Source organism: Mesorhizobium sp. P2_C4, from assembly GCF_056404575.1.
Genome location: NZ_JBFUDT010000002.1, coordinates 172982 through 199538 on the forward strand (window position 1 = coordinate 172982; position 26557 = coordinate 199538).

General features: G+C 63.3%; 28 protein-coding genes and 1 other RNA gene. 10 read left to right on the forward strand and 19 right to left on the reverse strand.

The features are described from left to right. Nucleotides 1-26 precede the first annotated feature (26 nt). The gene (gene miaA / locus AC1DX6_RS07260; protein WP_477313629.1) at nucleotides 27-995 is read right to left on the reverse strand and encodes a tRNA (adenosine(37)-N6)-dimethylallyltransferase MiaA; all 969 of its coding nucleotides are present in this window, start codon (nucleotides 993-995) and stop codon (nucleotides 27-29) included. Between the two features lie 70 nt (nucleotides 996-1065). On the opposite strand from miaA, the gene serB reads away from it, so the two are divergent. Further along, complete coding sequence (serB, locus tag AC1DX6_RS07265) at nucleotides 1066-1887, forward strand: phosphoserine phosphatase SerB (RefSeq protein ID WP_477313631.1); 822 nt, start codon at nucleotides 1066-1068, stop codon at nucleotides 1885-1887. After that, nucleotides 1884-2456 (forward strand): GNAT family N-acetyltransferase, encoded by a 573-nt coding sequence (locus AC1DX6_RS07270; RefSeq protein WP_477312060.1) that lies wholly within the window; start codon nucleotides 1884-1886, stop codon nucleotides 2454-2456. Before serB ends, AC1DX6_RS07270 begins: the two co-directional genes overlap by 4 nt. A 45-nt stretch (nucleotides 2457-2501) precedes the next feature. Here the strand turns inward: AC1DX6_RS07270 and AC1DX6_RS07275 are convergent, their stop codons facing one another. The 6 genes from AC1DX6_RS07275 to AC1DX6_RS07300 form a co-directional block, all read right to left on the reverse strand. Beyond that, a complete protein-coding gene (locus tag AC1DX6_RS07275) occupies nucleotides 2502-4019 on the reverse strand; it encodes a DegQ family serine endoprotease (RefSeq protein WP_477312061.1) in 1518 nt (505 codons plus the stop codon). Between the two features lie 119 nt (nucleotides 4020-4138). Further along, entirely contained in the window at nucleotides 4139-4330 is a 192-nt protein-coding gene (locus tag AC1DX6_RS07280) for a DUF2065 domain-containing protein (protein WP_477312062.1), read from the reverse strand. A 6-nt stretch (nucleotides 4331-4336) separates the two neighbouring features. After that, complete coding sequence (gene hflC, locus AC1DX6_RS07285; RefSeq protein WP_477312063.1) at nucleotides 4337-5281, reverse strand: protease modulator HflC; 945 nt, start codon at nucleotides 5279-5281, stop codon at nucleotides 4337-4339. Continuing rightward, a complete protein-coding gene (gene hflK, locus AC1DX6_RS07290; protein ID WP_477312064.1) occupies nucleotides 5281-6399 on the reverse strand; it encodes an FtsH protease activity modulator HflK in 1119 nt (372 codons plus the stop codon). Before hflK ends, hflC begins: the two co-directional genes overlap by 1 nt. 146 nt (nucleotides 6400-6545) lie before the next feature. Continuing rightward, nucleotides 6546-7064 carry a dihydrofolate reductase gene (locus AC1DX6_RS07295; protein WP_477312065.1) on the reverse strand — a complete coding sequence of 173 codons (519 nt, stop codon included), beginning with the start codon at nucleotides 7062-7064 and terminating at the stop codon, nucleotides 6546-6548. Then, nucleotides 7064-8080, reverse strand: a complete 1017-nt coding sequence (locus AC1DX6_RS07300) for a DUF4424 domain-containing protein (RefSeq protein ID WP_477312066.1) — start codon at nucleotides 8078-8080, stop codon at nucleotides 7064-7066. The genes AC1DX6_RS07295 and AC1DX6_RS07300 overlap by 1 nt, the downstream gene beginning before the upstream one ends. Before the next feature lie 142 nt (nucleotides 8081-8222). On the opposite strand from AC1DX6_RS07300, the gene cobF reads away from it, so the two are divergent. After that, on the forward strand, nucleotides 8223-8993 hold the full coding sequence (gene cobF / locus AC1DX6_RS07305) for a precorrin-6A synthase (deacetylating) (RefSeq protein ID WP_477312067.1): 771 nt from the start codon (nucleotides 8223-8225) through the stop codon (nucleotides 8991-8993). Nucleotides 8994-9020: 27 nt separating this feature from the next. On the opposite strand, the gene AC1DX6_RS07310 is transcribed toward cobF, so the two are convergent. From AC1DX6_RS07310 to modA, 4 genes are all read right to left on the reverse strand, one after another. Further along, on the reverse strand, nucleotides 9021-9362 hold the full coding sequence (locus AC1DX6_RS07310) for a winged helix-turn-helix domain-containing protein (RefSeq protein ID WP_477312068.1): 342 nt from the start codon (nucleotides 9360-9362) through the stop codon (nucleotides 9021-9023). A gap of 79 nt (nucleotides 9363-9441) precedes the next feature. Continuing rightward, nucleotides 9442-10554: a molybdenum ABC transporter ATP-binding protein gene (gene modC, locus AC1DX6_RS07315; RefSeq protein ID WP_477312069.1), complete on the reverse strand. Its 1113-nt coding sequence runs from the start codon at nucleotides 10552-10554 to the stop codon at nucleotides 9442-9444. Further along, nucleotides 10551-11255 carry a molybdate ABC transporter permease subunit gene (modB, locus tag AC1DX6_RS07320; RefSeq protein WP_477312070.1) on the reverse strand — a complete coding sequence of 235 codons (705 nt, stop codon included), beginning with the start codon at nucleotides 11253-11255 and terminating at the stop codon, nucleotides 10551-10553. Before modB ends, modC begins: the two co-directional genes overlap by 4 nt. A gap of 15 nt (nucleotides 11256-11270) precedes the next feature. Then, entirely contained in the window at nucleotides 11271-12068 is a 798-nt protein-coding gene (gene modA, locus AC1DX6_RS07325; protein WP_477312071.1) for a molybdate ABC transporter substrate-binding protein, read from the reverse strand. A 174-nt stretch (nucleotides 12069-12242) separates the two neighbouring features. Between modA and AC1DX6_RS07330 the strand changes: the two genes are divergently transcribed. Continuing rightward, a complete protein-coding gene (locus tag AC1DX6_RS07330) occupies nucleotides 12243-12452 on the forward strand; it encodes a TOBE domain-containing protein (protein WP_477312072.1) in 210 nt (69 codons plus the stop codon). Between the two features lie 17 nt (nucleotides 12453-12469). On the opposite strand, the gene AC1DX6_RS07335 is transcribed toward AC1DX6_RS07330, so the two are convergent. Further along, nucleotides 12470-13264, reverse strand: a complete 795-nt coding sequence (locus AC1DX6_RS07335; RefSeq protein ID WP_477312073.1) for a thymidylate synthase — start codon at nucleotides 13262-13264, stop codon at nucleotides 12470-12472. A 101-nt stretch (nucleotides 13265-13365) separates the two neighbouring features. Further along, nucleotides 13366-13677, reverse strand: coding sequence for a DUF2853 family protein (locus AC1DX6_RS07340; RefSeq protein ID WP_477312074.1), 312 nt, complete (start codon nucleotides 13675-13677; stop codon nucleotides 13366-13368). 172 nt (nucleotides 13678-13849) lie between these two features. Between AC1DX6_RS07340 and ssrA the strand changes: the two genes are divergently transcribed. Next, nucleotides 13850-14209: a transfer-messenger RNA gene (gene ssrA / locus AC1DX6_RS07345) on the forward strand. A gap of 58 nt (nucleotides 14210-14267) precedes the next feature. On the opposite strand, the gene AC1DX6_RS07350 is transcribed toward ssrA, so the two are convergent. Continuing rightward, nucleotides 14268-15131, reverse strand: a complete 864-nt coding sequence (locus AC1DX6_RS07350) for a DMT family transporter (protein WP_477312075.1) — start codon at nucleotides 15129-15131, stop codon at nucleotides 14268-14270. Between the two features lie 84 nt (nucleotides 15132-15215). On the opposite strand from AC1DX6_RS07350, the gene AC1DX6_RS07355 reads away from it, so the two are divergent. Beyond that, nucleotides 15216-16640, forward strand: a complete 1425-nt coding sequence (locus AC1DX6_RS07355) for an aminotransferase-like domain-containing protein (protein WP_477312076.1) — start codon at nucleotides 15216-15218, stop codon at nucleotides 16638-16640. A 57-nt stretch (nucleotides 16641-16697) separates the two neighbouring features. On the opposite strand, the gene AC1DX6_RS07360 is transcribed toward AC1DX6_RS07355, so the two are convergent. After that, nucleotides 16698-17903, reverse strand: coding sequence for a multidrug effflux MFS transporter (locus AC1DX6_RS07360; RefSeq protein WP_477312077.1), 1206 nt, complete (start codon nucleotides 17901-17903; stop codon nucleotides 16698-16700). 186 nt (nucleotides 17904-18089) lie between these two features. Here AC1DX6_RS07360 and AC1DX6_RS07365 point away from each other — a divergent pair, with 186 nt between their 5' ends. The 4 genes from AC1DX6_RS07365 to AC1DX6_RS07380 all read left to right on the forward strand — a co-directional run bounded on the left by AC1DX6_RS07365 (nucleotide 18090) and on the right by AC1DX6_RS07380 (nucleotide 19948). Next, a complete protein-coding gene (locus AC1DX6_RS07365; protein ID WP_477312078.1) occupies nucleotides 18090-18776 on the forward strand; it encodes a TetR/AcrR family transcriptional regulator in 687 nt (228 codons plus the stop codon). Nucleotides 18777-18895: 119 nt separating this feature from the next. After that, complete coding sequence (locus tag AC1DX6_RS07370) at nucleotides 18896-19438, forward strand: SspB family protein (protein ID WP_477312079.1); 543 nt, start codon at nucleotides 18896-18898, stop codon at nucleotides 19436-19438. Nucleotides 19439-19461: 23 nt separating this feature from the next. Beyond that, nucleotides 19462-19653: a DUF4169 family protein gene (locus AC1DX6_RS07375; RefSeq protein ID WP_477312080.1), complete on the forward strand. Its 192-nt coding sequence runs from the start codon at nucleotides 19462-19464 to the stop codon at nucleotides 19651-19653. A 70-nt stretch (nucleotides 19654-19723) separates the two neighbouring features. Then, on the forward strand, nucleotides 19724-19948 hold the full coding sequence (locus tag AC1DX6_RS07380; protein WP_477312081.1) for a ribbon-helix-helix domain-containing protein: 225 nt from the start codon (nucleotides 19724-19726) through the stop codon (nucleotides 19946-19948). On the opposite strand, the gene AC1DX6_RS07385 is transcribed toward AC1DX6_RS07380, so the two are convergent. The 4 genes from AC1DX6_RS07385 to AC1DX6_RS07400 all read right to left on the reverse strand — a co-directional run bounded on the left by AC1DX6_RS07385 (nucleotide 19945) and on the right by AC1DX6_RS07400 (nucleotide 26490). Continuing rightward, nucleotides 19945-23892, reverse strand: a complete 3948-nt coding sequence (locus tag AC1DX6_RS07385) for an AsmA family protein (protein WP_477312082.1) — start codon at nucleotides 23890-23892, stop codon at nucleotides 19945-19947. The genes AC1DX6_RS07380 and AC1DX6_RS07385 overlap by 4 nt on opposite strands. A gap of 114 nt (nucleotides 23893-24006) precedes the next feature. Next, a complete protein-coding gene (locus AC1DX6_RS07390) occupies nucleotides 24007-24507 on the reverse strand; it encodes a hypothetical protein (protein ID WP_477312083.1) in 501 nt (166 codons plus the stop codon). Between the two features lie 49 nt (nucleotides 24508-24556). Then, a complete protein-coding gene (locus AC1DX6_RS07395; RefSeq protein WP_477312084.1) occupies nucleotides 24557-25039 on the reverse strand; it encodes an STM3941 family protein in 483 nt (160 codons plus the stop codon). A 41-nt stretch (nucleotides 25040-25080) separates the two neighbouring features. Continuing rightward, the gene (locus tag AC1DX6_RS07400; protein ID WP_477312085.1) at nucleotides 25081-26490 is read right to left on the reverse strand and encodes an FAD-binding oxidoreductase; all 1410 of its coding nucleotides are present in this window, start codon (nucleotides 26488-26490) and stop codon (nucleotides 25081-25083) included. Between the last annotated feature and the right edge of the window lie 67 nt (nucleotides 26491-26557).

A 26557-nucleotide genomic window follows, 5' to 3' on the forward strand; every position in this document is an offset into this window, starting at 1 on the left:
TTTAAGATTGGCTGGGAAGCGTCGGTTCAGATGGCGATTTCCGAGATGTCGCCGGGCAGCAATCTGCGCCACTGCGGGCCCAACTGGTGCCTGAACCAGGTCGCCTGCCGCTTGGCATATTGACGTGTCGCGATCTTGGCCCGTTCGATGGCATCGGCAAAGCTCAGATCCCCGGCCATCGCCGCCTGCAGTTCGCGCACGCCGATCGCCTTCATCGCCGGCAGATCCGGATCGAGGCCGAGCGCTGCCAGCTGCTTGACCTCATCCAGCGCACCCTGGTCGAGCATACGGTCGAACCGCGCCTCGATGCGTTCCACCAGGGCCGCCCGGTCCGGCTCGATGACCAGGAATCTTGCGCTGTCGCGGTCGATCAGCGGCCGGCCGCGCGCCGCCTGCCATTCCCGGATGGAGCGGCCCGACGCGTCGAGCACTTCGAGCGCGCGCACGATGCGCTGACCGTCGGTCGGCTTCAGCGTCATGGCAACCGCCGAATCCTCATGCAGCAGGATGCGGTGCAGCTTGGCCGAGCCTTGCTCCTTGAGTTCGTAGCGCCAACGGTCGCGGACCGACTGCGGAATATCCGGCATTTCCGAAATGCCTTCCGCCAGCGCCCGGAAATAAAGCCCGGTGCCACCGACGAAAATCACTGGCCGTTCGAAGAACGTGCCATCTGGTCGCCCGGAAAGCGTCCCGTCGTCGATCAGCTTCATCACGTCGCGCAGCCAGGCACCGGTGGAGTAGGCGGTGGATGGAGGAACGTGGCCGTAAAGAAAGTGCGGCGCGCGGGCGAGTTCGGCTGCGCGCGGCCGCGCCGTCAGCACGTCGAGCACCGAATAGCCCTGCATGGAATCGGTGTTGACGATGACCCCGCCCTTGCGCTCGGCGATATCGAGCGCCAGCGCCGACTTGCCGCTGGCGGTTGGCCCGGCTATCAGGATCGCGTTCTTCACGCGGCCCTCGCCCGCCTGCTCGCCGGAATTTTCAATGCCCCCGATCTCCACACGCTTGATCGCCACGCTTGTGTCCCATCCCGCCCGCCGCTCATTGTCGGCCTCGCTTGCGAATATGGCGTCACGGTCGGCCGGCGCAAGCGCTGTTCGCTGGCTGGCCGAAGGCATCGCTTGCGATCTCGTCCTGCCCGAAGCGGCCAAAGCCGCCGAAACGACCGCCAGCCTGCGCGCCGCGCTGGCTTCCGAACCGGTCGACCTGATCGTCCAGCAAGCTGACGGCAGGCGAAAAAAGATTCTCATCGCCGACATGGATTCGACCATGATCGACCAGGAGTGCATCGACGAGCTCGCCGATGAGATCGGCGTCAAGGATCGCGTCGCCGCCATCACGGCGCGCTCGATGAATGGCGAGATCGCTTTCGAACCGGCTCTGCGCGAGCGGGTGGCGTTGCTGAAAGGTCTCGACGCCGCCGTGGTCGACCGCATCATCGCCAATCGCCTGACACTGGCCTCCGGCGGCCGCGCCCTTGTCCAGACGATGCGCGCCAATGGCGCCTGGACAGCCCTTGTGTCCGGTGGCTTCGAAATCTTCACCTCTCGCATCGCCGCCATGCTCGGTTTTCAGGAAAACCGCGCCAACCGCCTGATCGAGGAGAGCGGCCGCTTTGCCGGGCTGGTCGCCGAGCCGATCCTTGGCCGCGCCGCCAAGGCCGACGCGCTCATCGAAATCTCGGCCCGCCTCGGTCTGGCGCCTGCCGATGCCATCGCCGTCGGCGACGGCGCCAACGATCTCGACATGATCCGCCTGGCAGGCACCGGTGTCGCCCTGCATGCCAAGCCCACGGTTGCGGCGGAGGCCAAGGTGCGCATCGACCATGCCGACCTGACCGCGCTGCTCTACCTCCAGGGTTATCATCAGGGGGAATTCGCCTCATGAAACCGATGCGCACCGAACGCCTGATCCTGCGCAACTGGGAAGACCGCGACCGCGAACTCTTCCATCGCATCAATTCGGACGAGCAGGTGATGGAATTCTTTCCGTTCCGCCGCGACCGTGCCGAGACGGATGCCAAGATGGACGAATTTCGGGGCTGGATCGCCGAGGACGGCTTTGGTTTTGCCGCCGCCGAGATTGCCGCGACGGGCGAATGCATCGGCTTTGTCGGCCTCTTGGAGACCGATCACGTGCCGTCCATGCCTTCCGATACGATCGAGATCGGCTGGCGGCTGGCGCCGGAATTCTGGGGCAAGGGCTATGTCACCGAGGCCTCCGAAGCCTGGCTCGCCTTTGGCTTCGAAACGCTTGACCGCGACGAAATCGTCTCCTTCGCCGTCGCAACCAACCGCCGTTCGACGGCCGTCATGGAGCGTCTTGGCATGAGCCCTGACCCGGCCCGCGATTTCGACCACCCATCCATCCCTGACAGTCACCCGCATCTCAAGCGGCATGTCCTCTACGCTCTGTCGCGCAAGGACTGGCAGGCACGAAAAAGGGCGGCTCGCTAGCCGCCCTTTTCATTCGAAATCAGATCGTTGCAGGCCTGACCGGACTCAATCCATCCGGATGGTCACAAACCGCAATTCGCCGGTCTTCGACGCCAGCATCAGCAGCGCGTTCTTGCGCCCCTGCTCCTTCAACGCGCCGATCCGGTCCATGACGTCTTTCGGGGTCGCGACCGATTCCTGCGCGATCTCGGTGATCACCTCGCCGGCCTGGATGCCGCGTTCGGCTGCAGCCGAATCCTTGGTGACGTCGGTGATGACGACGCCCGAGACATCGGCAGCGATGCCGAACTTGGTGCGCGTCTCGTCATTGAGTTCGCCGACGGTCATGCCGAGCACCGAAGCCGTCGAAACCGCAGGCGCCTTGTCGCCGCCCTTGTCCTCGTCGGTGGTGCCGTCTTCGCCGCTGGCGAGCTTCTCGCCGTCCTCGAGCCGACCGAGCGTCACCTTCACCGTCTGCTCGACGCCCTTGCGCACGATGATCACGTCCACCGCCTTGCCGACCGGGCTTTCCGCAACGACACGCGGCAGATCGCGCATTTCATGAATGTCCTTGCCGTCGAACTTGATGATGACGTCGCCGGCCAGGATGGTGCCGTTGTCGACCGGTCCGCCCTTGATGACACCGGCGACCAGCGCACCCTTGGCCGTCGCCATGCCGAGGCTTTCGGCGATGTCGTCTGTCACCGGCTGGATGCGCACGCCAAGCCAGCCGCGCCGCGTCTCGCCGAACTGGCGAAGTTGGTCGACGACGCCCGAAGCAAGCTGCGAGGGAATCGAGAAGCCGATGCCGATCGAGCCACCCGACGGCGAGATGATCGCCGTGTTGATGCCGATGACCTCGCCCGAGCTGTTGAACAGCGGTCCGCCGGAATTGCCGCGATTGATCGCTGCATCGGTCTGGATGAAATCGTCATAGGGTCCCGAATTGATGTCGCGGTTGCGCGCCGAGACGATGCCGACCGTCACAGTGCCGCCGAGGCCGAACGGATTGCCGATCGCCATCACCCAGTCGCCGACACGCATCTTGTTGGAATCGCCGAACTTCACCGCTGTCAGCTTGTGCCCCTTCGGATCGACCTTCAGCACGGCAACGTCGGTCTTGGTGTCGGTGCCGACCAGCGTCGCCTTCAGCGTAATGCCATCGGAGAAATTCACCTCGATGTCGTCGGCGTCGGCAATGACGTGGTTGTTAGTGACGACGATGCCTTGCTCGGCATCGACCACGAAGCCGGAGCCCAGCGACTGCACTTTCTGCGCGCCGCCATCCTTGTCGCCGCCACGGTTCTTGAAGAAATCGTCGAAGAAATCCTGGAAGGGCGAACCCTCGGGAAGCTGAGGCATCGGCACCGCGCCCGGGCCTTCCGTGCCCTTCACCGTCTGCGAGGTCGAAATGTTGACCACCGCGCCAAGCAGGCCCTCGGCAAGGTCGGCGACCGAAGCAGGCCCGTCCGCGGCCACTGTCGGAGTCACGAAGGACGGGACGGCAACGGCGCCGACGAGAAGTGCGGCTGCGCCGGCGATGAACGTCCGCCTCGCTGCGCGCAGAAGGGTGTTGGATGTCATCGAGAAGCCTCCCGGTGTTTGAAAAAGTAAAGCGCGTCGGCAAATGCCGCGTCGCGCCATGTTGGCAAAAAATACGGCACGTTTGCGGCTATGACTACCGGCAGAGGATAAATCCTCCGTTACAGCCAGCCACGCGCCAGCCAGACGATGCCGACACCGATGGCGATCGCGGCCAGCCCGGCAATGCGCAGCGCATTCTCCGGCATCGACAGCACCTCACCAGCAAGTTTTTTGGCGAAGTTCGGAAACCCGCCATAGACCAGGCCCTCGATGACGAGGACCAGGCCTATTGCCGCGAGGAAATCCTGCACCGGCCGCTACTGGCCGGTGCTTGGTTGTGTTGCCGGTGCAGCGGGAGCTGCCGGCGGCGCCGTCGGTGCTGCCTTGCCGTCAGGGTCGCGGAAGAAGCGGAAGAACTCCGAGTTCGGCGACAGCACCATCGTCGTGCCGCTATTGTCCAGTGCCGTGCCATAGGCGCTCATCGACCGGTAGAAATCGAAGAAGGCCGGATCGCGTTTGAAGGCATCGGCGAAGGTGGCGCTGCGCTGGGCTTCACCCTCACCGCGCAGGATCTCCGATTCCTTCTGCGCCTCGGCAACGATCTCCACCACCTCGCGGTCGGCGCGGGCGGTGATGCGCTGCGCGGCCTCTTTGCCGCGCGCCCTGAGCCGCTCGGCCTCGGCCAGACGTTCGGCCTTCATGCGGTCGAATGTCTGCTGCGAAACCTCGGCCGTCAGGTCGGTCCGGCGGATGCGCACATCCTCGATCTGCAGGCCGAGCGAGGTGGCGTCGGGCCTGAGCTGATCGCGCACTTCGCGCATCATCACCGCACGCTCTTCCGAGAGCGCCGCCTCGAAGTCGCGCAGACCGTAGACACGGCGCAGTGCCGCATCGAGACGCGTCCGCAACCGTGCCTCGGCCAGTCCGATCTGACCGGATACGGCGGCGCGGAACACCCGCGGATCCGAGATACGGTAGGCGATGAAAGCATCGACCTCATAGAACTTGCCGCCCGAAACCTGGACGCGGATGTTATCGAGATCGAAGCGCAGCACCCGGTTTTCGATCAGCTGCACGCTGTCGGCATCGAAGAAGGCGAAAGGCGCCTTGAAATAGATGCCGGGTTCATTCTTGACGTCGACGATCTCGCCGAAGCGCAGCACCAGCGCCTGCTGGCGTGCGTTGACCACGAAGACCGACGAATAGATCAGGAACAGGATGACCGCGGCGACGACCGCGAGGATGGGGAGACGGTTCGCCATCACTGGGCTGCTCCCGTGGTCGCACCCAGGACAGAAGGCGCCGGCGCCTTCTGCTGCAGTGCCGGCAGCGGCAGGTAGGGAACGACCCCTTGCCCGTTGCCCTGTTCGACAATGACCTTGCTTGAGTCTTTCAGGACCTTCTCCATAGTTTCCAGATAAAGCCGCTTGCGCGTCACATCCGGCGCCTTGGCGTATTCGTCATAGACCGAGATGAAGCGCTGCGCCTCGCCTTCGGCCTCCTGCACGACACGGTTCTTGTAGGCGGCAGCGTCCTCGCGGACCTGCGCCGCCGCGCCGCGCGCCTGGCCCAGCTTCTGGTTGGAATACTGGTTGGCCTGCTCGACGAACTTGTCCTCGTCCTGTTCGGCGCGCTGCACCTCGTCGAACGCGTCGGCGACATCGCGCGGCGGCGCCGCGTCCTCGATCGAAACCGCGTTGACGTTCAGGCCGGCCTTGTAGCCGTCCAGCGTCGTCTGGATGATTTCACGCACCGATGCCGCAATGCCCTGGCGGTCGTCGCGGAAGATGTCCTGCGCCGGTCGCCGGCCGACGGCTTCACGCATGGCGCTTTCAGCGACCTGCTGCAGCATACCTTCGGGATCGGAGACGTCGAACAAATAGGCCCGCGGATCGGAAACCTGGTAGGCCACCGAGAACTGCACGTTGACGATGTTCTGGTCGCCCGAGAGCATCAGACCGTTGCCGCTGGTGTTGCCGCCACCGATATCGACGAGCTGCTCGGCGATGTTGGCGGTCTCGACCGTTTCGATCGGCCACCAGTGGAAATGCAGGCCGGGCTGCGAGAGTTCGGCCTTCGGCTTGCCGAAGCGCAACTCCACCGCAACCTCATCGGGCTGCACGGTATAGACCGCCTTGAACGCCCACAGCACGACCAATGCGGCCGCGATCAGTGCGAAGACCGCGGGGCTGGCGCCGCCACCACCCGGCAGTGCGCGCCGGAGCCTGTCCTGGCCGCGCCGGATGATGTCTTCAAGATCGGGAGGCGAGCCCTGCGGACCGCTCGGTCCCTTTGGTCCCTGCCCCCAGGGCCCCTGATTGTTGCCGCCGCCGCCGCCCCATGGGCCGCCGCCACCGCCGCTTTTGTCGTTCCAGGGCATGAATGTCCTTTCGCTTGGAATTCCCTCGACGCCGGCGTTGCGGCGCAAAATCCAGTAGTTCTTCTATAGGGATGCGCGGGCGCGCTTTCAACGCGATCCGCTGCCGAGCGCGTCCGTTTTGGACCGTTCGCGACCCTTTATCGCCTTCAATGCACGTCGCGGCGTCGCTCGTAAACCGAATAGCGCGTCGCGTGGCTGTCCTTTTCACCCGCCGGAACGTCCTGCGAACTGACCAGGCGCCACAAATCCGGGTCGATGTCAGGGAAATGCGCGTCGCCATCGACACTGGCCAGCACATGGGTGACGTGCAGCCGGTCGGCCAGCGGCAACGCCTGCGCATAGATCTCGCCGCCGCCGACGACGCAGATCTCGTCGGCGCCGGCCATGCAGCGCCCGCGCACCGTCGCCAGCTTGATTGCTTCGTCGAGCGAATGCGCGATTTCGATACCCTCGGCGCGCCAGACCTTGTCGCGGGTCACCACAATGTTCAGCCTGCCCGGCAATGGCCGGCCGATGCCCTCATAGGTCTTGCGGCCCATGATGATCGGCTTGCCCATCGTGTCGGCCTTGAAGCGCTTGAGATCCGTGGAAAGCCGCCACGGCAAGCCGCCATCGCGCCCGATCACGCCATTCTCGGCGATGGCAACATAGATCGCGATGTCCATCAGCCGCCGTTCCCGCCATCGCTGTCCGACGGATCGAGGATCAGGATGTCGATGTCATGCTCGGGATAGAAATCATTGGCCGTCATCTCGAATGTCGTCGCCCCGACTTTTCTGACGTTATCGCCACAGAACGAGATCAGGGCCTTCGGATTGCCCTTGTCGACGGTCAGCTTGAACTTGCCGATGGTGCCCGCCGCCCAGTTGCCGCCGGTGGTCAGGACATAGGCGATGCGGCTCTCGAAATATTTCGGATAGCCGTCGGGATCGTCCTTGGCCGCCTTGCGCACCGCATTCTCGAAATTGTTGTCCATGCAATAGCGGGGCTTGTAGGCCGCGTACTGGCCCTGGAACTGGCCGTCATAGAAAAAACTGACCGAGGATGTCCCGCCGACGCTCGGCTTGTAGCGGTGGGAAACCTTGACCGCCTTGTTGGCTGGGAAGGTTGAACGCCACCAATAGGTCGAACGCAGTTGCCAGAACGGCGCGTAGATGGGTTTCGCGCCTGCGTCGTCGTCGGACGAGTCCTGGATGATGATGCCGCGGTTGACCCAGTCGTCGGCAACGGCTTGCGGCAGTTTTGCCAGCGCCGCCTTGGCCGCGTCCCCAAATGGATTGAACGGCACGTTTTGCGCCTTCAAATCGGCGCCGATGTCGATGCCAAGCGCAAACACTTTTTGCTCCAGTTGCGGCTTTGCCGCCACGCCGTCGATCGTCACCTCAAAGCCGAGGAAATTGTCGCTCTGATTTTCAGGGATCGCCGGGCTCTCCTCGGGATCGCCCGAGATGTCGGGCATCGGGAAGGCAACGATCGCGTCGACATCCTTGTCGGTGTTGTTGCGGAAGACATAGTCGACCGTCACCTTTTCCGGCGAGATGTAGAGGTCCTCGCTTTCCATCGCCACCGCGTCGCTGCGCGACAGGATCAGCCCGCCGGTGCCGAGTTCGGCGACCGAATCATTGGCCAATGCAGGTGCGGCAGAAAGCGCCAGCGCCGCGGTCAGGATGGTGCGAAACATGGAAGCCCCCTCGGCAAGAATGCCGTGGCGACACTAGACGTTTCAATGTGGCGTTTCAAAGCCCTTCAGCATGCTCGCGAAGGCTTGCGCACATCTCATGGCTGTCTGGACACTGACGTTGCGATCGGGCAGGAGTTCGCCCATGCGCAAGCTTCTCGTCATCGGCATCGGCGCCGGCAATCCCGACCATATGACGGTCCAGGCCATCGACGGCCTGAACCGGGCGGACGTCCTGTTTATCCCCGACAAAGGCGCGAAAAAGAACGACCTCGCCGAATTGCGGCGCCATATCTGCGACCGTTTCGTCACCAACCCGAACTCGCGCCGGGTCGAGTTCGACGTGCCGGTGCGCGCCGAGCCGGCGCCGTCCTACCGCTCGACCGTTGACGACTGGCACGAGGCGATCGCCGAAATTTACGAAGGCCTGATCCGCGACGAGCTTGCCGAAGACGGTTGCGGCGCTTTCCTGATCTGGGGTGATCCCTCGCTCTACGACAGCGCGCTGCGCATTCTCGAGCGGGTGCGCCTGAGGGGCAATGTAGCGTTCGAGTTGGAAGTCATTCCCGGCATCACCGCTGTCCAGGCCCTGGCCGCCGGCCATAAAATGGCACTGAACCGCATCGGCGATTCCATCCTGGTCACCACCGGCCGTCGCCTGACCGAAGAAGGCATGCCGCAGAATGCCGGCAGCACCGTCGTCATGCTCGACGGCAAATGCGCCTTCAACACGCTGGCCGACAAGGACCTCATCATCCACTGGGGCGCCTATCTCGGCACACCGGACGAAATCCTCATCTCCGGCCGCCTCGGCGATGTCGGCGCCGAGATCGAGCGAACCCGCGAAGAAGCCCGCCGAAAGAACGGCTGGATCATGGACACCTACCTGCTGCGCAAGCCAGGTGAAGACGACTAGGCCCTACTGCCCTACTGCCCTATTGCCTCAAGCCGCATCAATCTCCGCCTGCAGTGCCTCCATATGCGTCGCCGCCGCGGACGTCGCCGCCCGCTCGATAGCGCGGAAGCGGCTGACCACGGCAAGCCCGACAGACGTTAGTTGGGCGCCGCCGCCCTTGCGGCCGCCGGTTTGTGCTGCGACCAGCGGCTTGCCGAACACCCGGTTCATGTCCTCGACCAGGTCCCAGGCGTGCTTGTAGGACATCTCCATGCCGCGCGCCGCGGCCGAGATCGAGCCGAAGGCCGCGATCTGCTCGAGAAGCTCGATCTTGCCCGGCCCGATGCGTCCGTCGGGATCGAGGTTTATGCGCAAGCTCAGCGATGGCATTTCTGGTCCTCCGCAGTCAGATTAGCCCTTCGGCAGTTCTAGCGCTATTCCAAACCGACATAGCGCTATTGTCCTTTGGTCACCCGTCGGCCTCGACGGGCAGGCCGGCGCCGGTATTCGCCCGGTCGAAACTCACCGTCTTGACCACCGCGAAGACTTTTCCACCGAGCCGCAATTTCAGCGTCTGCCGCGACTGCTCGGTGATGCGGGCAAGCACAATGGCGCCATCGCAGTCGATGCCAATTTCGACCGCGGGCCCCTCGCCCGGCTTTATCGCAATGATGGTGCCCGGCAAAATGTTGAGTGCGCTGAGCCCCACCGGCTGCTCGGTGGCGATCATGACATCGCGGGCGCGGATACGGACGCGCACCGGCGCACCGGCCGCCATTGCCAGCCGCGGCACGCGGATCTCGCCCGCTGCCGAGCCAAGCACAGTCATGCCGAACGCCTCGTCGTGGCGCAGCACGCTGGTGTCCAGCACGGCGCCACCCTCGCCGCGCTCCTCAGCCGGCAGCAGATCGAGCCGCTGCATGATCGCCCCGGTCGGGCCGGAAGCCACGACCTGGCCATGCGCCAGCACCACCACGTCGCTTGCCAGCCGCGCCACCTCGGCAACGGAATGGCTGACATAGACGATCGGGATTTTCGTCTCGTCGCGCAGCCGCTCGATATAGGGCAGGATCTCGGCCCTACGGGCTTCGTCGAGCGACGCCAGCGGTTCGTCCATCAAAAGCAGTTTTGGACTGGCCAGCAGCGCCCGGCCGATCGCCACGCGCTGTTTCTCGCCGCCGGAAAGCTTTGCCGGCCGCCGGTCGAGCAGATGACGGATCCCAAGCAGGTCGACCACCGCATTGATGTCCGCATAGCGTTCCGCCGTCGGCGTGAACCAGCGGCCGTAGCGCAGATTACCGGCGACGCTCAGATGCGGGAACAGCCGCGCGTCCTGGAACACCATGCCGATCCGCCTTTTGTGCTTCGGCACGAACAGGCCGGCATCCGTATCGACCAGCACGCGGCCATCGATAGCGATGCGGCCCTTGTCCGGCCGGATCAGCCCGGCGATCAGGTCGATCAGCGTCGTCTTGCCGGAGCCCGAGGGCCCGAACAGCGCGGTCAGCCGCCCGGCGCTCTCGAAGCGGGCGTCGATGCCGAAATCGCCGAGGCGATGGCTGATGTCGACGAGAACGCTCATTCGATGTCCATCCGCCGGACGACGCGCCGCGCCAGCACTTCCGAAGCGACCAGTGCCGCCATCGAGATGACGATCGAGATCAACGTCAGCCGCAGCGCGCCGGCGTCACCGCCCGGCACCTGCGTAAAAGTATAAATCGCCGACGGCAGCGTCTGCGTCTCGTTGGGGATATTGGAAACGAAGGTTATGGTCGCGCCGAACTCGCCCATCGCCTTGGCAAACGACAGGATGGCACCGGCAATCAGGCCAGGCAGGATCAGCGGCAGCGTGATGGTGGCGAACACCCACAAAGGATTGGCGCCAAGCGTTCCCGCCGCCGCTTCCAGCTTGCGATCGACAGCCTCGATCGACAGCCGGATCGCCCTTACCATCAGCGGAAAGCCCATGACGCCGCAGGCCAGTGCGGCGCCCGTCCAGCGAAACGAGAAGACAATGCCGAAATGTTCGGCGAGAAAGGCGCCCGCCGGGCCGCGCTTGCCGAAGGTCAGCAGCAGCAAATAGCCGGTCACTACCGGCGGCAGTATCAGCGGCAGGTGCACCAGCCCGTTGAGCAAGGTCTTGCCCCAGAATTGGCCGCGGGCCAGCACCAGCGCGATCAAGATGCCGGGCGGCAGGCTGGCGAGCATCGCCACCGTTGCCACCTTGATCGACAGCCGGACCGCATTCCATTCGTCGGGAGTGAGGTCCAGCAGCCAGTTCATGCGTCAGGCGTTGCCTTAATTGCTCGGCGCCAGGATCGTGAAGCCCTGTGCCTTGAACAGTTCGGCCGCCTTGGCGGACTCAAGACACTTCAGGAATGCCGGCGTATCCTTGTCCTTGGAATCGGCCGTCTGGGCAACCGGATAGATGATCGGCGGATGCGAATCCTCCGGGAAGGTGCCGACCACCTTCACACCTTTGTCGGCATGCGCGTCGGTGGCGTAGACGATGCCGAGCGCGGCTTCGCCGGTCGAGACCAGCTTGAGTGCCGCGCGCACATTCTCGGCCTGCGCCACCTTGCCCTCGACCGAGGACCAGACGCCGAGCGATTCAAGTGCGGCCTTGCCGTATTTGCCGGCCGGCACCGCCTTGAAATCGCCCATGGCGAGCTTGCCGTCGCCGATGAGCTTGGCGAGGTCGAAACCTTTCTCGATCTTGGTTTCGGCCTTCGAATCCTTCGGCGCCACCAGCACGATCTGGTTGCCGAGCAGCTTCACTTCAGTGTCGGGTTTGGTCAGCTTCTTGTCGGAAAGATACTTCATCCAGTCGAGATCGGCCGAGATGAACACATCGGCCGGCGCGCCACCTTCGATCTGCTTGGCCAGCGCCGAGCTTGCCGCATAGGAAATGGTCGCCGCTTCGCCGACATCGGCCTCGCAGGCCTTGTTGACGGCGTCGAGGCCGTCCTTGAGGCTCGCCGCGGCAAAAACCAAGACCTTGTCTCCCGCATGCGCTGCCGGCACAGCAGCCGCCAGCATGGCCGCAAAACCACCGATCGCAATCGCCCTCAATCCGAAATCTTTGCGCGTCAGCATGAAACTCTCCCTGGGTTTGAAATCCGATCAGCTCGCAGCCTGCCGACCGATATATCCGTATGAACATAACAAGGGAAGGCTTTTGCTCCACGTCGCCGTTGTATCTTGAAGCTGTCGCGGCCTACGATGATTTCGGTCGGATACAGCGAAATGAAGATCGAAGGAGACGTCCTCATGAAAATCAGCGCCCGCAACATCCTCAAGGGAACGATCGTTGAAATCGTCAAAGGAGCCACCACCTCGCATGTCAGGATCGACATTGGCGGCGTCGCCGTCGTCACCGCCTCGATCACCAACGAGGCCGTCGCCGACCTCGAGCTCGAAAAGGGCAAGCAGGCCTATGCCGTGATCAAGGCCTCGGACGTCATGGTCGGAATCGAATGATCGGCTCGTATAGTGGCCTAAACCGCGATCGGCGCCTTGATCGTCGCGTCGGCGAGGTAGTTCTCGAGCCGGAAATCCTCGAAGCGGAAGGCAAAGAGATCCTTCACCTCGGGATTGATCCAAAGCGTCGGCAGCGCCTTGGGCGTGCGCCGCAACTGTTCGCGCGCCTGCTCGAAATGGTTAGAGTAGAGATGCGCGTCGCCAAGCGTATGGATGAAGTCACCCGGCTTCAGCCCCGTCACTTGCGCCACCATCAAGGTGAGCAGCGCGTAGGACGCGATGTTGAACGGCACGCCGAGAAAGATGTCGGCTGAACGCTGGTAGAGCTGGCAGGAGAGCTTGCCTTCCGAGACGTAGAACTGGAACAGGCAGTGGCAGGGCGGCAGCGCCATGGCTTCCACCTCGGCCGGGTTCCACGCTGAAACGATCAGCCGCCGCGAATTAGGGTTCTTGCGTATCTCCTTGAGAAGATTTGCAATCTGGTCGATCCCGCCGCCATGGCCATCCGGCCACGAGCGCCACTGTTTGCCATAGACAGGACCAAGGTCGCCGTTCTCGTCGGCCCATTCGTCCCAGATGGAAACGCCGTGGTCGGTCAGGTATTTGATGTTGGTGTCGCCGGCCAGGAACCACAAAAGCTCATGCACGATCGACTTCAGGTGCAGCTTCTTGGTGGTGGTGACCGGAAAGCCGCGCGCCAGATCGAAGCGCATCTGGTAGCCGAACACCCCACGCGTGCCGGTGCCGGTGCGGTCGCCGCGATCGGCGCCGTTTTCCAGCACATGCTTCAACAGGTCGAGATATTGGCGCATCGGTTTCGCCTCGATTCGGGGTTGCCGGTGATCATAGCCGAATCCGGCAACAGAAGCAGGCGCGAAATTCGCGCCGGCGTCTGCATCTTATAGGGTGTTCGTCAGAGGGAGCCGAGCTTGCCCAAATCCTTGGCGACCAGATAGTAGAAGGTCACCCGGCTCTTGGTGTTGTCGGCCGCCATCGCCTTGCAGACCTTTTCGATCGAGGCATCAGCCTTGCTGCCGTCGGTGATGCCGAGCTTCTTGGAAACCCAACCCGCCTTGACGCGATCGAGTTCCTTGGGATCGGTGCACGACACCAGCGAGGAATCGCGGTTCCTCAGCGCGATGCCCAGATGCTTGACGATCTTGGCGACCGCGTCGGCGCTCGCCGCGGCGTCGTATTTCTTCACGTCTGCGAGATAGTCGGCCATCAAATTTCCCCACGTCGGCGCCACGGATCCGATCGATGAGGGCTGTGGCGCGCTGCCGCAACTTGTGCGCTAGGTCGTCAACTCCTCACCGCCGCAAAGCTTCGGTTGAGACCGTTTGCAAGTTCGTGTCGCCGTTGGGGCACAGTTTGACGCGGGCACAAAGCATCAATGCGGCCTTTCATTTTTTGCGATGGCCCCCTATATTCGTTTTGTCGGCTTGACCGACTATGGCGATAAATGGGCGATGAAATAAGCCGTTCGGACCCGGGGGCGGTACCCGGCGCCTCCACCAAGAACCGCTCTGTCATTTAGAGCGGCTGTTGATGGGGGCGAAATAGGATCGACGAAGGTGTAAAGATCGTACTTTTGCCCGGCATGGTACCACCGTCATCGGGCTAAACCTGTAGTTGCAAATGACAACTATGCGGAAGCACGTCTCGCCGCGTAAGCGGTGCGATAGCTTCAATTCAAGCCCTAGAGGTTCGCACTTCTAGGCGGGGTTCGGAGGTACCTGGCAACAGAAACCTCCACTTCTCCCCTCTCCTCATGTGTTTTCGCTGCGGCCCGAAGCTATTTCGGAGCGGCATGCATTATTTGGCGAAGCGTTTGGCGCCGGCGACACAGAGGACCACCGCGGCGGTGACGGCGACCATGGCCCAGCTCACGGCTTCATGCAGCAAGGTCGCAGCGAGCGTCAGTCCGAAAAACGGCTGCAGCAGCTGCAATTGCCCGACGGCGGCAATGCCGCCCTGGGCAAGCCCCCTGTACCAGAAGATAAAGCCGATCAGCATGCTGAACAGGGAGACGTAGGCAAGACCGATCCAGGCCGCCTGCCCCGTTCCCGCGAACGAATTTGGCATGATGAAGATGGCCAGCGTTGCCATGATCGGCAACGAGATAACCAGCGCCCAGGAAATCACCTGCCAGCCGCCGAGCGTCCGCGACAGCTTTGCGCCTTCGGCATAGCCAAGACCACAAACGACGACGGCCGCGAGCATCAGCATGTCGCCGACCGGCGACACAGAAGAACTCTGCGTTAGTGCAAATCCGGCAACAAGGCTGCTGCCGAGGCATGAGAACAGCCAGAAGGCCGGACGCGGCCGCTCGCCGCCGCGTATCACCCCGAAAATCGCTGTCGCCAGTGGCAGCAGGCCGATGAAGACAATAGAATGCGCCGAGGTGACATGCTTGAGCGCCAGCGCCGTCAGCAGAGGAAAACCGACGACGACGCCAAGCGCGACGACGATCAGTGAAACGACATCGCCTGCTCCCGGCCACTTCTCGCGGAAAGCCAGCAACAGACAGAGTGCCAGCACGCCGGCGATGCCCGCGCGGGCAGCGGTGAGGAACACCGGGTCGAAGGCGGCCACCGCCACCCGTGTCGCCGGCAACGATCCGCTGAAGATCAGCACCCCGAGAAAGCCGTTGATCCAGCCGCTGGTCGCCTTGTCCATCACACCTGTCCTGTTTCGTCGCCAGTATCGGTTGCGTCGAGCCGATTTCTAAGAGACAGTGCATGACAGTTTTGGCGAACTGTCATGGCTGCAGGAGCAGTACGGATGGACACCAGGCTGGATAATCCGAACGATGCCGGCACGCTAGTCGGGCGTGTTATGGCGGCGATACGGCAACGCATCCTCGGACGAACGCTGGCGCCTGGCGCGAAACTGCCTTCCATCCGCGGCTTTGCCAAAGTCATGGACGTTTCGAAGTCGACCGTGGTCGAAGCCTATGACCGGCTCGTCGCCGAGGGCGTCGTCCAGTCGCGGCGCGGTTCGGGTTTCTATGTCGCCGGCCACCTGCCGCCCTTGGCTCTCGCCGAAATCGGTCCGCGGCTTGATCGCGCAGTGGATCCGTTCTGGGTGTCTCGGCAATCGCTGGAAGCCGGCGGCGACACAATGAAGCCGGGCTGCGGATGGCTGCCCACCGCATGGATGCCGCAAGCCGATCTGCGCCGGTCGCTGCGCGGCCTTGCCCGCGCCGATGCGACTGTTTTGACTGACTACGGCACGCCGCTTGGCCTTCTGCCGCTGCGCCAGCTTCTATCGCGGCGCATGGCGGAGCGCGGCATCGAGGCAGCACCCGACCAGATCATGCTGACGGAGTCCGGCACGCAGGCAATCGACCTGCTGTGCCGGTTCCTGCTCGAGCCGGGCGACACGGTGCTTGTCGACGACCCCTGCTATTTCAATTTTCTTGCCTTGCTGCGCGCGCATCGCGCCAAGGTCGTCAGTGTTCCCTACACGCAATCAGGCCCCGACATGGAGCTGTTCGGGCAAGCGCTGAGCGAGCATCGGCCGCGCCTCTACATCACCAATTCGGCGATCCACAATCCGACCGGGGCGACGCTCTCGCCTGTCATCGCGCACCGGCTTCTGAAGCTCGCCGAGCAATCGGGGCTGACCATTATCGAGGACGATATTTTCGCCGACTTCGAACATGAGCCGGCGCCGCGTCTGGCCGCGTTTGACGGGCTCGACCGGGTGATCCACATCGGCAGTTTTTCCAAGACGCTGTCGGCGGCGACGCGGTGCGGCTTCATCGCCGCGCGGCGCGACTGGACCGACGGGCTGATCGACCTGAAAATCGCCACCTCATTCGGCGGCGGCCCGATTGCCGCCGAGCTTGTCCTCGGCATTCTCAGGGATGGAACCTATCGCAAGCACATCAACAGCCTGCGCGATCGCCTGTCCCGCGCCATGGCGGAAACCGGCGCGCGGTTGAAAGCCATGGGCATCAAGCCATGGATCGAGCCAAGGAGCGGCATGTTCCTGTGGTGCACGCTGCCCGAGGGCCTGGACGCCGCCGATATTGCGCGCCGGGCATTGGCTGAAAACATCGTGCTGGCGCCGGGAAATGCCTTCAGCCTCGCACAATCCGCCACAGGGTTTCTGCGCTTCAACGTTGCCCAATCATCGGATCCACGCATCTTCTCGGTGCTTGAAAGGGCGATGCAGGGTTGAAATGCGCATGAAAAAGGCCGGGACTGACCCGGCCTTTTTCGAGCTCGGTGGTGGGACTTATTCTGCCGGCGCTTCAACGGCGTCGCGCGAACGGCCAAGCGTCACTTTCGCAAGCGTGAACGAGATCACTGCGCAAAGCGTGATGCCGGCCACCATCGGCAGCGGCGTGCCGTCGAAGAACACGCCGGCGACCCCCATGGCGACCGCGCCGATGGCGAAGTGCAGCGTGCCCATCAGCGCCGACGCCGTGCCGGCGATCTCGCCATGCTCTTCCATGGCCAGCACCGACGTGGTCGGGATGACGAGGCCGAGGAAGCCGTAGCCGACGAACAGCAGCGCGGCCATCACGTCGAGCTGGTCGACGCCGGTTGCCATCACCGCGAACAGCACCACCATGGTCGTCGCATAGCCGGTCACCGCGACCCGCACCACACGCCGCAGCCCGAAGCGCTCGGCCAGCAATCCGGTCAGCTGCGACATGCCGATGAAGGCAACCGCGTTGATCGAGAAGAACACGCTGTAGACCGAAGGCGACAGCCCATAATGGTCGATCAGGATGAAGGACGAGCTTGAGAGATAGACGAAGAAGCTGGCAATGCCGAAGCCGGCGATCGCCACCAGGCCCAGGAAGTTGCGGTCGCCCATCAGCAAACGGTAACCGGCAAGCGCGGTGCCGAAGGAGGAACCGACGCGTTCTTCCGCCGGCCGCGTCTCCTTGAGCGACGTCGCCAACAGGATGGTGGCGAGCAGCGCCGCACCCGTCACCGTCCAGAACACGGCGCGCCAGCCGAAATTCTCGATGATCTGGCTGCCGGTCAATGGCGCCAGGATCGGCGACACCGAAAACACCAGCATCAGCAAGGACATCAGCTTGGCGGCTTCATTGCCGGTGTGTAGGTCGCGCACGATGGCGCGCGGCACCGCCATGCCGGCGCTGGCGCCAAGCCCTTGCAGGAAGCGGAAGGCGATCAGCCATTCGATGGTCGGCGCCATTGCCGAGCCGATGCCGCCGACCATGAACAGAGCAAGGCCGCCATAGAGCGGCAGCTTGCGGCCAACCATGTCGGAAATCGGCCCGACGACGATCTGGCCGAAACCCATGGACAGGAAGAAGATCAACAGGCTCATCTGCACGGCAGCGGTGCCGGCGTGCAGATCCTGGCCTATCGAGGGCAGCGCGGGAAGGTACATGTCGACGGCGAAGGGGCCGATGGCGGACAACAGGCCGAGCACGACCGCGATGCGGAGGAATTTGGGACTCATGATAATGGCTTCTTTCAAATTCTGGTTGCCACCGCAGAGCGGAGTCTAACCTTAGGACGTTCCATCCCTCGAAATTCCGACTCTCCAGGAGCCAATTCTATCGTCTTGGAGCGAAATCTCATTGTGTTATGTCCACAAATTTAGACAGCCTTGTCTAATTCGTCAATCACCTCTATATAGATTTTGATGAAGCTGCACGTCTCTCCTGACATTTTCCCGCCACGCGGCCATGAGGCCAAGCGCATATCGATTGTTGATGCTGCAGCTTCGGTGTTTTGCCGGGAAGGCTTTGCCGGTGCCAATATCGACCTGATCGCGGTCGAGGCCGGTGTCTCGCGCCAGACCGTCTACAATCATCATGGCGACAAGGAGAGGCTGTTCGTTGCCGTCGTGCGCGATCTGACCGAGCGCTGCAATGCCGGCATTTTCGCCACCTTCGCCAGCTTCCCCGACCAGCCAGGGGATCTCGAGGCCGACCTGATCGGCTTTGCCGTGCGCATGAACCGCAATTGCATCTGCAACCGCGATGGAAAATTCCTGCGCAAGCTGATCCAGACCGAAGGCGAGCGCTATCCCGAGCTTTTTGCCGAGTGGCGCGATCAGGGGCCAGGCAGGACATGGCCCGCACTTGCCGCCCGTTTCGCCCGCCTCGCCCATGCCGGGCATCTGACGATAGACGATCCCGATGTCGCGGCGCGCCAGTTTCTGGCGCTGGCCAACGCCGAACTGCAGACAACCTTCATGCTCGGCGGCTCGCCTGGCGATGACGAGGTGCTGCAGTCCGCAACCAACGGCGTGCGCACGTTCCTGCGCGCTTTCGGCAAGCGGCAGACGGTCCGCGCCGACAAACACAGCGCGCTGGCCGGCGCCTGAGCGATCAAATCGGCGGTATCGCCCCCTCGCTTCTGCGTGGTCGGTCGCTATATCCGGTTTACGCCGCCCTCAAGCTTGATTACAGCTATGCGGACGATTCAACGGAACCCGACCGCCACATGGCCGACGACCACATCCGCTACGACATTCTGGCCCAGGAGGCGTTGCGCGGCGTCATGCGCAAGGTCCTGGCCGAGGTCGCGCGCACCGGCCTGCCAGGCAACCATCATTTCTTCATCACCTTCCTCACCGGGGCACCGGGCGTGCGCGTGTCGTCGCGCCTGCGCGAGCGCTATCCCGAACAGATGACCATCGTCATCCAGTTCCAGTACTGGGACCTAAAAGTGACCGACACCGGCTTCGAAGTCGGCTTGTCCTTCTCCGACGTGCCGGAAAAGCTGGAAATCCCGTTCTCGGCCGTGCGCGGCTTCTATGACCCGTCCGTCAACTTCGAACTCGAATTCGACGTCAAGACGGACACGCCCGCCGAGGACGAACCAACGGCCAAGCCTGCTCCAGAGCCGCTCGCCATCGTCACCGAAAAAAAGCCGGAGACGAAGAAGAAGGCTGCCGCCGAGGCCGAAAAGAAGGCTGCCGTGGCCGACGCCGCCGCCGGTAAGAGCGCCGATGTCGTCTCGCTCGACGCCTTCCGCAAGAAGTGACCTGACGGGTCGTCGCGAAAGAGATGGCCGACATCGTCAATCTTCGCCAGGCGCGCAAGCAGAAGGCGCGGATTGAGAAGGACCGTCTGGCCAGCCAGAACCGGGCGTTGCACGGCCGCTCCAAGGCCGAACGCGAGCATGACCGTCTGAGCGCCGACAAGGCCGAAAAGTTCGTCGCCGGTCATCGCCGCGACAAGTCCGGCGACCCGGATTAGGCAGCGAACCGAAAATTGTTCAGCGGTTTTCGGATAAATCCGATGCTTGAACAAAGAGACAGGAGCGAACGTGAGCCCCGTCGAAAAACGTTCGGTTACCATTCGCGGCCACCGCACCAGCTATTCGCTTGAAAAGCCGTTTTACGACGACCTCGTCATCATAGCGGCTGCGCGAAAACTGACATTGGCGGCGCTGGTGGCTGAAATCGACGAAACCCGTCCACGCGACGCCAACCTGTCCTCGGCGCTCAGGCTCTGTGTGCTGGACTGGGCAAAGCGCGGGATGAGAGCCTAGCCGCCACCCAGCGACTTCAGCAGATTGTCGACCGAGAACGGGTTGGCCTTCGGCTTCGGCGGGGCCGGCGGTGGATTGTCGTTGACGCCGGGGAGTGATCGGTCGACCTTTGGCGCCTGCTCCGCAGCCTTGCGTTCGGCTTCGAGCTTAGCCTTTTCCTGCGACGCGATGCGCATCGCATCTTCCGCCTTCTTGCGCTCCTGCTCTTCAGCCTTCGCTGCTTCCTCGGCAGCCTGCTGCTCGGCCTGAGCCTCTGCATCGGCATCTGCCTTGGCCTTTGCGTCTGCTTCCGCCTGGGCTTTCGCCTCGGCCGCAGCCTTTGCTTCGGCGTCGGCCTTGGCCTTTGCGTCGGCCTCGGCCTGAGCCTTGGCTTCGGCTTCCGCTTTCGCCCTTGCGTCCGCTTCAGCCTGCAACCGCGCCGCCTCCTCCTGCTTGCGCAATTCCTCTGCCGCTCTGTCGCGTTCAGTCTGCAGCGCCGCGTAGTAGCGCACCTCGCGCCGCAGCCGCTGTTTTTCAAGCAGTGCCGCCTGCATCGCCTCGACCCGCTGCTGTTCCTTCTCCAGCGCACGCTGGGTCAGGAACTGCGCCAGCGGTTCGCTGTCGAACTGCCGTTTCGCCGCGCCGAATGGTCCGTCTACGCTGAAATTCATCGTCGGTTCGGAGCCGACCAGCGCCTCGTCGCCAGGCCTGTAGGCGATCGAGCCCTTTGCAGCGACTGTGCCGGCATTCAGGTCCGCTGTGACGTCGGCGGACAAGGTCGCCTGCGGATTTTCGAGTTTGACCGGCGGTGCCCTGAGCATGCCGCCGGCAATCGCGAAGGCAACATCCGTGTCCTGCGCCGGAAAGCTGCCATCCCCTGCAATCTGCGGTGCAAAATCGGTGGTCTTGGCGGCGTCGATATCCCGTCCGATCGCATCGGCCTTGGCAATGAAGGCGCCGAAGGCATCAGGATTGACGCCGGCAATGATCAGGCCTTTCAGCGCTGCCGTGCCGGAGCCGGACACCGCCGCCACCATTCCATCGACCGATTTGCCGCTGGTCGAAAGCGACGTGGAGAAATCACCACTTCCAGTCATTCCGGCGTCCGGCAGCACGGTGGCGAGATCGGCGCTCGACAGTTTCATCTGACCGGTGAAAAGCCCGGTGCCGTCAGTGTTCTTCAATTCGAACAGCCCCGTCAGGGCACCACCCAGGAGCTTGGCCTTGAGGTCCGAAACGCGGATGCCTTCCTGGTCGAGCTTCAGCGTAAAGGCCGCATCATAGGCCGTGGCGAACGAGCCGGCGGCAAGTGCGGCCGTGGTCAGGTCGAGGTCGGCGGTAAACGGCAGGCTGGACTTCTGGCTGAAAGGCGCCGTCGGCCAGGCCCCGCCTTCACCAAGGAAAGCCTGGTCGCCGAATAGCGTCACCGCCATCGGGTCGAGGTCCAGTTCGTCGAGCGTCAGCGCGCCGGCAAGATGCGGCAGCCCGTCCTTCACATCGATGTTGAGGTCACCGGCAACCGCCGCTTCGTTGATGGCGCCGCTGAGCCCGCTGAGCACCAGCAGGCCATTGCCGAAATCGGCGTCGGCCGCCATTGACGTCGACATGCCCGCCCCCATGCCCGGCAGCCCGACGCCGGCCGTCATTAGCCAGGGCTCGATGTCGGTGGCCTCGAGGCTGACCTTGCCCTTGGCGGTGGCCCCCTGCGGCGTATCGGCGACAGTCCCGTCGAAGCCGGCCTTGAAGTCGTCGGCGGCAAGACTGACGCTGGTCGCCAGGCCGCCGCCAAGCGTGCCTTTGGCCGAGACATCCGTGGTTGCCTGGCCGAGCATGCCGAGCGGCAGCGCCGGAAAACCATAGAGCGCCATCAGTGCCGTGGCGTCAGGGTTTTTGGCATTGAAGGTCAGTGTCATCGGCGCATCGAGAAGCCGATCGGCCGCCCCCTTGCCGGACAGCGACGCCGAAAAAGCCGAGCCACCGGCCTTGCCTTGCCCGCTGACCGCGAGCCCCGTGGTGCCGTCGCCATTGTCGGCGGCACTTGCCACCAGATCGATGCGCGCGTCTTGGAACAGGTCGGGGTACGCCGCCGCGCGCGCCGAGAGCCCCTTCAGCATGGCATTGTCAGGATAGTGCTGCGCGGCCACATCGATCAACGGCTTGAGGTCGACAGCGACCACCGAGGCATCGAGCTTGCCGGTCGGGCTCTCCGGAAAATCCTTGATCCGGCCGGTGGCGCTGATCGAAGCGCCAGCCAGCCCGCCGAGCGAAAGCCGGTCGATTTCGAGCAGACCGTCACGCAGTCTCAACGCCGTATCGACTGTATCGGCGGTCAACCCGCCGGCACTGATCGGCCCCGCCTTGATCTGGAAATCGAGATCGCGGTCGGAAAAACGGTTGGCGCCCTTGTCGCTGACGAAGATCGAGGCAAAGGCCGCCAGACCATCGACGTCGAGTTCGCCGCCCTGCAGCCGCATCAGCACTGACGGCTTGGCATCGTCTGGCTGGCTGGAATCGATGCGGCCGGAAAATTTCGCCTTGCCGAGGATGAGTTCGAGATCGCTGAAGGCCTGGCGCTTCTCCGAGAGATCGACCTTGGCCTTGAAGCCGGCAGCGGGCAGCAGTCTGATCGCCTCGTCGACATCCTTCGACAGCCAGGCGGCAAAGCCGGAAGGTTGCGCCACGGCCAGCAGCAGCGAGCCGGTGAAGTTGAAGTTCTCCTCGACGCTGAGCAGGCCATTGGCCTCCAGCGTGGCGCGGCCGGGCAGCGTCGCAGCGAGCGACTTCACCGACCAGCCGCCATCGGTCGGTTCGGCGGAAAGATGCACGTCGCGAACCGTCGTGTCGCCGGCCACCACCGCCGGCAGCTTGACCTCGACGGTGCCGGGTATGCTCGGCTTCGGCAAATCGAGCAGCGCCTGCTCGAGGGCCGCGACGCGCTTGGACAGCGTCAGTCCGGTGCCGGCGGCGGCACCGACAGCCTCATCGAACTGCACCTGCGCGCCATTGGCCTCGATCGAAAAGCGCGGCTTCAGCCCAAGGTCGACGCTTGCCTTGCCGTCGGCGGTGTAGGGATTGTCGAGCGGCCCGGTCTCGAAGCGGAATTCATCGACACCGAGTTTTTGGTGGTCGAGCGAAAACTTGCCGTTCAACCGGAAGCCAGGATCCGGCTTGCCGGCGCTGACCTTGACCGTTTCGCCATCGGTGCCGCGCAGCTCAGCCGAATTCTTGTCGGCACCTGAAATCTTGAACTGGCCCGAATAGACCGCGGCCCCTTTGACGATACCTGCATTGCCGTCGCTCTCGATGACCACGGGATAGGCAGCCGGATCGGCCTTGAGTCGGAGCCGCATCTGCCCGGTGCCGTCGGCCTTGCCGGTGGAAGCGGTGATCGCGGTGCGCAACCCGTCGAGCCGCAGTGATCCATCCATCCGCCATGGCCCGGCCAGCGACTTGGCCGAGATCGTCGAATTGATCTCGGAAATGAGATGGCTGCGCCCGCCGGCGGCATGGCTCAACGCAATCTCTCCTTCCGTCACCGTCAACTTCTCGATCGAGATCTGGTTGAGGTCGAAGGGCGAGGACGGCCGCATCGCCCAGTCGACGGTGCCGTCGGCGGCGATGTCGATGGTCGCCTTCGGCCGCACCAGCCGCATGTCGAAGATCAGCACCTCGCCGCGCAGGAAGGGCGCGAGTTCCGCATCCATCGAAAACGTCTCGACGGTCATTGCCGGCTGGCCGTCTGGGCCGCCGGCGACGGTGACGTTCGAAAACGTCACCGAGGGAAATGGCAACAGCCTCGCCGTCGCATCGCCCTCGACCGTGACCTTGCGGCCCAGAACCGCGCTCGCCTCGCGTTCGAACTCGGCGCGGTAGCCGGTCCAGTCGATAAAATACGGCACCACCAGCGCCGCACACAGCACCAGCACGAAAAGGCCACCGAAGATCACGAACAGGCGTGCGAGCATCAGCTCCAGTTGGGTTGGTTGAAAACCAGCCGCACTCTACCCGCATCAGCGTGTCGATAAAGAGGCAATTTCCTCAGCAAACACATTGCGGTTGGCCTGAGGCGGTGCGCCCGATCACCGACGTCCGATCGTCTCTATCAACGCCGTTAGAACAGCTCCCTCATGGAGGTTCGCCGAAAAGCCCTCGGCGATGAATTCCAGCGTCGAATCGTGGAACGTCAGGATGAAGTGCCGATAGCCGGAAAACAGCTCCGGTGTATGAGATGAGTGAACCCGATTTGCCTTTTCCAGGGACCCGATCCAGGAAGAATTGAGGACTTCGAACGCGGAATACGGCCGCAGTCCCAGCCCATACAAGCGGTGCCCGTGAATGGCTTCGTCGTTTGGCAGGCCGAATTGAAATACCAGATAAGGATCCGCCGTCAGGATGGCGATCGACTGACCGCGTGTCGCGGACGAAATCGAGCGCGGATTCGTGCCGTCGAATGACGGATCCGCGCTGTGGGCAATATAGGCGATGAGCAGCCTGCCCTCATCGGCAAAGACATGCGGCAAAGGCGCGCCGGCGGACGACAGCGGCACGTCGATCGGCAACAATGCCTCTGATGCCGGCATCTAACAGGCCTCCCTCCGCATCGACGCAGCTATTGCCATCCGCGATCCTTCACCATCGCGCCATGGCCCTTTGGCGATATTCGTTCAGCAGCACGACCATCTCCTCGGGCGACAATGTCCAGCCCTTGGGCAATGCGGCTTCGGCCCCCAGGCTTTTGGTGACGCTGCGCATGACGGAGCTTTTCTTGACCCCCGGTGCAAAATTGTAGCCGATCATATCGCCGATTCTGCGCCGACGATGGACGACGAAGAAGCCTTCGATATCCTTCCAGGGGACCAGCTTGGGCGATCGAACCAGACCGCCGCCGAGACTGAAACCTTGTCCGTTCAGCACCAGAATCTGCGGGCGCACAAGCTGCCAGGCAAATACCAACGCGCCCAGCCCGAAAAAGGCCATACACAACCAAAGGCCGGCGGTGTCGCCGTCCTTGGAGACGTAAATCAGGAAAGCGCAGGCCAGGACAAAGAAAAGGCTGGCCGACAGCAACAACAGTGTCTTGCCGCGCGATGCCCTTATGATCAGGGGCTCCATAGTCTCCCTCCCGTACCGCATTGCCGCTCCTCACATTTCGGCTACGCAGGTAATATCTTGCCCGGGTTCATGATGTCTTGCGGATCGAGCGCTTTTTTGATGGAACGCATGATGTCGACGCCATGGCCGAGTTCATGGCGCAGGAAGCCGATCTTGCCCTGGCCGATGCCGTGTTCGCCGGTGCAGGTGCCGTCCATAGCGATCGCCCGCATGTTCAGCCGCGCGACGAATTTTTCCGCCAGCGCGATCTCTTGTGGGTTCTCGACGTCCATCAGCACCAGCACATGGAAATTGCCGTCGCCGGCATGGCCGACGATCGGCGCGATCAGGCCCATCTCGGCAATATCGGCCTCGGTCTCGGTGACGCATTCGGCAAAGCGCGAGATCGGCACGCAGACATCGGTCGACAGGCCCTTGGCGCCGGGCCGCAGCGTCAGCGACGACCAGTAGGCGTCATGCCTGGCCTTCCACAGTTTCGTCCGCTCCTCGGCGACGCTGGTCCACAGGAATGGTCCGCCGCCATTTTCTTGCGCAATCATGCCGAAGGTTTCCGCCTGCTCGGCAACGCCGGCATCGCTGCCGTGGAATTCGACGAACAGGCACGGGCTCTCGGGATAATCGAGCTTGGAATAGTTCTTCATCGCCCGCATCTGCAGCGCATTGACCAGCTCGATGCGCGCTACCGGAATGCCCATCTGGATCGTCGCGATGACCGCATTGCAGGCAGCCTCGACGCTCGGAAACGGGCAGACACCGCCGGAGATCGCCTGCGGAATGCCTTGCAGCTTCAAGGTCAGCGACGTGATGATGCCGAGCGTGCCTTCCGAGCCGACCAACAGCCGGGTCAGATCATAACCGGCCGAGCTCTTTTTCGCCCGCTTGCCGGTGGTCACCGTCTCGCCATCGGCCATCACGGCCGTCAGCGACAAAACGTTTTCGCGCATGGTGCCGTAGCGCACCGCATTGGTGCCGGACGCGCGCGTCGCGGCCATGCCGCCGAGCGAAGCATTGGCGCCCGGGTCGATCGGAAAGAACAGGCCGGTGTCGCGCAGATGCCGGTTCAAATCCTCGCGCGTCACGCCGGGTTCGACGGTGCAATCGAGATCTTGCGGATTGACCGCGAGGATGCGGTTCATCCGCGACGTATCGACCGAGATGCCGCCGCCGGGCGCGTTGGTGTGACCCTCCAGCGAGGAGCCGACGCCAAAGGCGATCACCGGCACGCGATGCGCGGCGCAGGCGCGCACAATCTCCTGCACCTCTTCAGTCGTCTCCGGAAAGGCGACGCCATCCGGCGCCTGCGTCGGGATATAGGTGGTGGTGTGCGCATGCTGGGCGCGGATTGCCTGGCCGGTCTGGAAGCGCTCGCCAAGCTGCTGCTTGAGGATGCCAAGCACGGCCGCGATGCCTTCTTCGTTGCGCTCGACCGGATTGAGGTCGCTCAGAGCCATGAATTCCTCCGCGAATGGACCAGCGTCCACGCTTGTTATGCATCTATGGATGCGTAGTCTCACCAGC

Excerpts from the sequence above, each read along its gene's own strand:
- hflK (WP_477312064.1), bottom strand. The coding sequence starts at position 6,399 with ATGCCCTGGAACGACAAAAGCGGCGGTGGCGGCGGCCCATGGGGCGGC.
- AC1DX6_RS07360 (WP_477312077.1), bottom strand. The coding sequence starts at position 17,903 with ATGAGTCCCAAATTCCTCCGCATCGCGGTCGTGCTCGGCCTGTTGTCC.
- AC1DX6_RS07350 (WP_477312075.1), bottom strand. The coding sequence starts at position 15,131 with ATGGACAAGGCGACCAGCGGCTGGATCAACGGCTTTCTCGGGGTGCTG.
- hflC (WP_477312063.1), bottom strand. The coding sequence starts at position 5,281 with ATGGCGAACCGTCTCCCCATCCTCGCGGTCGTCGCCGCGGTCATCCTG.
- modB (WP_477312070.1), bottom strand. The coding sequence starts at position 11,255 with ATGAACTGGCTGCTGGACCTCACTCCCGACGAATGGAATGCGGTCCGG.
- AC1DX6_RS07365 (WP_477312078.1), top strand. The coding sequence starts at position 18,090 with ATGAAGCTGCACGTCTCTCCTGACATTTTCCCGCCACGCGGCCATGAG.
- AC1DX6_RS07370 (WP_477312079.1), top strand. The coding sequence starts at position 18,896 with ATGGCCGACGACCACATCCGCTACGACATTCTGGCCCAGGAGGCGTTG.
- AC1DX6_RS07395 (WP_477312084.1), bottom strand. The coding sequence starts at position 25,039 with ATGGAGCCCCTGATCATAAGGGCATCGCGCGGCAAGACACTGTTGTTG.
- modA (WP_477312071.1), bottom strand. The coding sequence starts at position 12,068 with ATGCTGACGCGCAAAGATTTCGGATTGAGGGCGATTGCGATCGGTGGT.
- AC1DX6_RS07385 (WP_477312082.1), bottom strand. The coding sequence starts at position 23,892 with ATGCTCGCACGCCTGTTCGTGATCTTCGGTGGCCTTTTCGTGCTGGTG.
- serB (WP_477313631.1), top strand. The coding sequence starts at position 1,066 with ATGGCGTCACGGTCGGCCGGCGCAAGCGCTGTTCGCTGGCTGGCCGAA.
- AC1DX6_RS07275 (WP_477312061.1), bottom strand. The coding sequence starts at position 4,019 with ATGACATCCAACACCCTTCTGCGCGCAGCGAGGCGGACGTTCATCGCC.
- AC1DX6_RS07355 (WP_477312076.1), top strand. The coding sequence starts at position 15,216 with ATGGCTGCAGGAGCAGTACGGATGGACACCAGGCTGGATAATCCGAAC.
- AC1DX6_RS07310 (WP_477312068.1), bottom strand. The coding sequence starts at position 9,362 with ATGCCATCGCTGAGCTTGCGCATAAACCTCGATCCCGACGGACGCATC.
- AC1DX6_RS07330 (WP_477312072.1), top strand. The coding sequence starts at position 12,243 with ATGAAAATCAGCGCCCGCAACATCCTCAAGGGAACGATCGTTGAAATC.
- AC1DX6_RS07390 (WP_477312083.1), bottom strand. The coding sequence starts at position 24,507 with ATGCCGGCATCAGAGGCATTGTTGCCGATCGACGTGCCGCTGTCGTCC.
- cobF (WP_477312067.1), top strand. The coding sequence starts at position 8,223 with ATGCGCAAGCTTCTCGTCATCGGCATCGGCGCCGGCAATCCCGACCAT.
- AC1DX6_RS07335 (WP_477312073.1), bottom strand. The coding sequence starts at position 13,264 with ATGCGCCAATATCTCGACCTGTTGAAGCATGTGCTGGAAAACGGCGCC.
- AC1DX6_RS07300 (WP_477312066.1), bottom strand. The coding sequence starts at position 8,080 with ATGTTTCGCACCATCCTGACCGCGGCGCTGGCGCTTTCTGCCGCACCT.
- AC1DX6_RS07270 (WP_477312060.1), top strand. The coding sequence starts at position 1,884 with ATGAAACCGATGCGCACCGAACGCCTGATCCTGCGCAACTGGGAAGAC.
- modC (WP_477312069.1), bottom strand. The coding sequence starts at position 10,554 with ATGAGCGTTCTCGTCGACATCAGCCATCGCCTCGGCGATTTCGGCATC.
- AC1DX6_RS07295 (WP_477312065.1), bottom strand. The coding sequence starts at position 7,064 with ATGGACATCGCGATCTATGTTGCCATCGCCGAGAATGGCGTGATCGGG.
- AC1DX6_RS07340 (WP_477312074.1), bottom strand. The coding sequence starts at position 13,677 with ATGGCCGACTATCTCGCAGACGTGAAGAAATACGACGCCGCGGCGAGC.
- AC1DX6_RS07375 (WP_477312080.1), top strand. The coding sequence starts at position 19,462 with ATGGCCGACATCGTCAATCTTCGCCAGGCGCGCAAGCAGAAGGCGCGG.
- AC1DX6_RS07400 (WP_477312085.1), bottom strand. The coding sequence starts at position 26,490 with ATGGCTCTGAGCGACCTCAATCCGGTCGAGCGCAACGAAGAAGGCATC.